The sequence below is a fragment of the Streptomyces sp. NPDC055078 genome, from assembly GCF_053607985.1.
The window spans coordinates 1-4213 of the sequence record NZ_JBSGUP010000693.1; the positions used below are offsets into that span (position 1 = coordinate 1).

Annotated in this window: 3 protein-coding genes and 3 pseudogenes; 1 reads left to right on the forward strand and 5 read right to left on the reverse strand. The window is 73.7% G+C overall.

What is annotated here, in order from left to right; genetic code table 11:
• The first annotated feature begins 165 nt into the window (after positions 1–165).
• Positions 166–1419 carry a serine hydrolase domain-containing protein gene (locus ACWF94_RS34910; RefSeq protein WP_453498035.1) on the forward strand — a complete coding sequence of 418 codons (1254 nt, stop codon included), beginning with the start codon at positions 166–168 and terminating at the stop codon, positions 1417–1419.
• A 72-nt stretch (positions 1420–1491) separates the two neighbouring features.
• Here the strand turns inward: ACWF94_RS34910 and ACWF94_RS34915 are convergent, their stop codons facing one another.
• The 5 genes and pseudogenes from ACWF94_RS34915 to ACWF94_RS34935 form a co-directional block, all read right to left on the reverse strand.
• The gene (locus tag ACWF94_RS34915) at positions 1492–1953 is read right to left on the reverse strand and encodes an amidase family protein (protein ID WP_453498038.1); all 462 of its coding nucleotides are present in this window, start codon (positions 1951–1953) and stop codon (positions 1492–1494) included.
• 111 nt (positions 1954–2064) lie between these two features.
• Entirely contained in the window at positions 2065–2904 is an 840-nt protein-coding gene (locus ACWF94_RS34920; protein WP_453498041.1) for an amidase family protein, read from the reverse strand.
• Between the two features lie 143 nt (positions 2905–3047).
• Positions 3048–3350, reverse strand: a pseudogene (locus ACWF94_RS34925) (amidohydrolase family protein); the annotation flags it as partial.
• Between the two features lie 83 nt (positions 3351–3433).
• Positions 3434–3637, reverse strand: a pseudogene (locus ACWF94_RS34930) (hypothetical protein); the annotation flags it as partial.
• 67 nt (positions 3638–3704) lie between these two features.
• Positions 3705–4205 (reverse strand): annotated as a pseudogene (locus ACWF94_RS34935) (amidohydrolase family protein); the annotation flags it as partial.
• Positions 4206–4213: the final 8 nt, after the last annotated feature.

A 4213-nucleotide genomic window follows, 5' to 3' on the forward strand; every position in this document is an offset into this window, starting at 1 on the left:
GCTCGGAGGCCCGGCCGCGTACGGCGGTATCCCTCGGCTGGGCCCGGGGTGTATCGCGGGCGTATCGAGAAGCGCATACACCACCGCAACACTCCACCGTCTTCAGTGGAGGTATCGACCACCGCGCATCAGTGGTCGGTTCGTCGATCACGAAGGACGGTATGCATGGACTCGGACTCCGTAGGTGGTATCGACCGGCGGCGGCTGCTCGGGTGGGGCGGGCTGGCGGCCGGCGGTGTGGCGGCGGCCGGCGCGCAGTTGGTGAACGCCCGCCCCGGTCACGCCGCCCCGGCCCCAGCCGACTCCCGCGCGATCCCGCCGGACACCCGTCCCGGCGGGGCCTACGACCGGTACGTGGCGAGACTCGCCGCCGAGGACAGGTTCTCCGGTGTGGTGCTGCTGTCGCACCGGGGCCGGACGGTGCTGTCGCGCAGCTACGGCATGGCCGACAGGGAGGAGGAGGTACGCAACCACGAGGACACCGCGTTCTCCCTCAGCTCGGCGGGCAAGCCGTTCGGCGCGGTGGCCATCCTGCAGTTGGCGCAGCGGGGCAGGTTGAAGCTGTGGGACACGGTGGGCACGTATCTGAAGGGCTTCGCCCAGGAGATCGCCGGGCAGGTGACCATCCACCATCTGCTGTCCGGCACCTCGGGGCTGAGCAACCCGGAGGTGGATGTGCAGCGCGTCTTCCGGAGCCGGGAGGAGGTGCGCGAGTACAACGAGCGGTGGGCCCGGCGGGCGAAGCTGGTCGCCGCCCCCGGTACGCCCACCGACCACGCCGGTGCCGAGGTCGCCATCCCCGCGCTGATCGTGGAGGCCGTGACCGGCACACCGTACTGGGACTACGTCCAGGAACACATCTTCGGACGCTGCGGCATGACCGGCACGGGGTTCTACACCAGGCCGCAGTGGCTCACCGACGAGCGCATCGCGCACCCGTATATGCAACTGGCCGACGGCAGCCTGGTGGACGCCGTCCGCAATCTGGACCAGGGCAGCCCGAGCCCGCACCAGCCGGGCAGAAACCCGGGCCGCAACTTCATCGACGCCCCCGGGGACGGCGGCTTCGCCACCGCGCCGGATCTGGTCCGGTTCGCGCACGCGCTCCGCGACGGCACGGTGCTGGACCGGCACTACGCCGAGCTGTTCACCGGGGCCAAGATCCCCCACGCCCCCCAGGGAGGCGGCCTGCGGAACGGCCGGGCAGCCCCAGCCGACGCGTCGTTCGGCGCCTACACGCTGCCGGTCAGCCTCGTCAACGGCCAGTGGGTATGGGGACGCGCCGGCGGCGACCCCGGCGTCGGCGCCAGCTGGAACATCTACCCGGACACCGGCTGGGTCGGCGTCGTCCTCGGCAACTGCGACGGCGTGCCGCTGTGGGAAATCATCGAGCGGGAGATACAGGCGATCACCGGGTAACGCAGGTCGACCGTCCCCGCCGGCATCTCCCGGCCCGCAAGGGCGAACCCGAACGGGCCGGAGCCGAGTTGTTCAGGCCGCCGCGACAGTTTCCAGCAGCGCCGCGAGCCGCAGCAGCCAGCCGTCCTCGTAGGGACCGGCGATGAGCTGGAGACCGACGGGCAGGCCGTCCACCGGCGCCACGGGCAGCGACACGGCGGGGAAGCCGGTGCTGTTGGCGGCGGCGGTGAAGTGGTCGCCGATGTCGGGCCGGCGCGGGGTGCGCCCATCGGACAGCGGAATGCCGGAGGTGCCGATGGTCGGCGCGGTGACGGCGACGGTCGGCGTGGCGATCACATCGACGGAGCGGAGCGCGATGTGCAGTTCACTCGCGATCCGCAGCCGCTGCTGATGGGCGTTGCGTACTTCGTCCTCCGTCAGATGTGCACCGGCCGAGATGAGGGCGAGCGCGCGCGGATCGGTGGAGCCGTCCGTGACAGCGGGCGGTAGCGCGGTCGCCGACTCCGCGGCGAGTACGGCCACATTGGTGATCACCGAGGTGCGGGTGGTCAGCGGCAGCTCCAGGGGTACGACGTCGATCGAGTCGGGCAGTGCGGCGAGCGCGGCCCGGCAGACCGCGCTGACCGAGGGGTCGGCCGCGGCGGTTCAGTCGACGGGCCAGCCGACCCGGATCCGGCGCCGTAGCGGCGCGGGAACGGGGCAGGAGTCAGGGCCGGTCATCGCGAGGAAGGCCGCCAGGGCCGTGGCCGTGTCCGGGGTGATGACACCGACGTGGTCGAGCGAGGGGGACAGCGGCACACAGCCTTCGCGGGGCAGCAGATCGTAGGTCGGTTTGAATCCGACGGCCCCGCACAGCGCCGCCGGGATCCGCACGGAACCGCCGGTGTCACTGCCGAGGGCCGCCGCCACGAATCCGGCGGCGACGGCGACGGCGACGGCGGAACCGGATGAGGAGCCCCCGGCGATACGGGTGTCGTCCACCGGGTTACGGGTCTCGGGACGGTGCGGATTGCCGTCCAGACAGACGGCGAGTTCGGTCATCGCGCACCCCGCCACCAGGCGCGCACCGGCGGCCCGCAACAGGGCCACGGCCGCCGCGTCCCGGTCGGCGGGCGGGGGCACGGCGGCACGCCCGGCCCGGGTCGGGCGGCCGTGGACATCGAAGTTCTCCTTGATGCCGACGGCCGGCCCGGACAACGGGCCGTTCGGGGCGAAGTCCGCGTCCCAGTCGGTCCACGTCAGCGCGCCGAGCCGGGCGTCCAGCCGCTCGGCCCGCACGGGGTCGACGGCGGGCCCGGCGGGCCCCGGGTGGATCCCGGGCAGCGCGGGCAGCGCCGGGCGGGGGCGGGCCGGCGCCCGGGGCACGCCGGGGCCGGGGACGGGGCCAGGGCCAGGGCCAGGGCCAGGCAACCCGGCCAGGCCCGTGCGCAGCGCGTCCAGTTCGGCGCGGGCCTCGTCGTCCAGCGGCAGCGGTCGGCCGGTCATCGGGTGTTCCTCGTCCGGCGGTGGGGACTGCTGGTCATCGCTCGCTTCCTGTTCGGCGGTGGAGGCTGCCGGTCATCGGCCGCCCCCTGTCCGGTGGCAGGGACTGCCGGTCATCGGGTCTTCCCCGTCCGGCGGTGGGGTGGTCACCACCCGGCTCCCGGCCGGGTGGTGTGCTGTCTCGGCTGTCGGTCAGCGGCGGCCGTCCGTCCAGCGGGTGACCCGCCGACCGCCGTCTCCCGTACCCCGATCTCCGCCAGTGCGCCCGGGGCCGCCGTGAGCGGATCGTCCTCCAGCACGACGAAATCCGCCAGCCGTCCGGGAGTCAGGCTGCCCTTGAGCGAGGCTTCCCCCGCGACCGTCGCCGAGCCGGCCTTCTGGATCCACAGCGCCTCCGCCGCCGTGATCCGCTGGCTGCCGCCGAGTACCACCCCGTCGGGAGAGGTACGGGTGACCTGTCCCGCAGCGCGATCAGCGGTTCATACGGTGCCGCGCTGTGGTCGGAGGCACCGGCCACCGGGATGGCGTGGTCCAGCAGTGTCCGGTGCGGGAACATCCGGTGCAGCCGCTCGGGCCCGTACCACTGGAGCAGCTTGGTGCCATGAGCGGTGAGGTACGAGCCGAAGGGGACCGCGGCCAGTCCCGCCGCCTTGATCCGGGCCGCCAGGCCGGGGCCGAGGACCGTGCAGTGCTCGATGCGATGGACCAGCCCGGGGCGCGGGCAGGCGGCCCGCACCGACTCCGATGAGCGCGTTCACCCGGACCGTCAGCTTTCCCCGGCGGCGGGCCTCCTGGTAGCGGCCGAGCTGCCCGGGGGAGACCAGTGCGTCGCCCACCAAGGTGATGCCTGCCGTGTGATAGCGCGCGGCGAGCCGCTCGACACCCGCGATCCAGCCGTCCGTGGACGGCTTGTCCACGATCGCCTCGTCGCTCCACAGCAGCCGGAACAGCTCCGGTCCGTGCACCCGGCCGTCCGGGACCCGCTCGGGGGCGAGCCCGGCCGGCCGCAGGGCCGGGGAGGTCAGTACGGCGCTGTGGTCCGAGACATGCGTCACCAGGACGGGAGCGGCGCCGCCCAGGGAGTCCAGCTCGCCGCGGGTGAGCGCGCCGGGCGTGGTGCGGGTCTCGTCGTAGCGGTCGGCGCGGACCCACTCCCCCGGGGCGGCTTCCTTGATACGGGCCGCCAGCGCGGCCAGCACCGCCGCCCGGTCACCGAACTCCGGTGCGCCCAGGTCGAGATGGCCGAGGCCGTCGGCCAGGTCGCCGAGAAGCGGCTGGGCGTCCTTGAAGCCGGGGACGATCACCCTCGGTC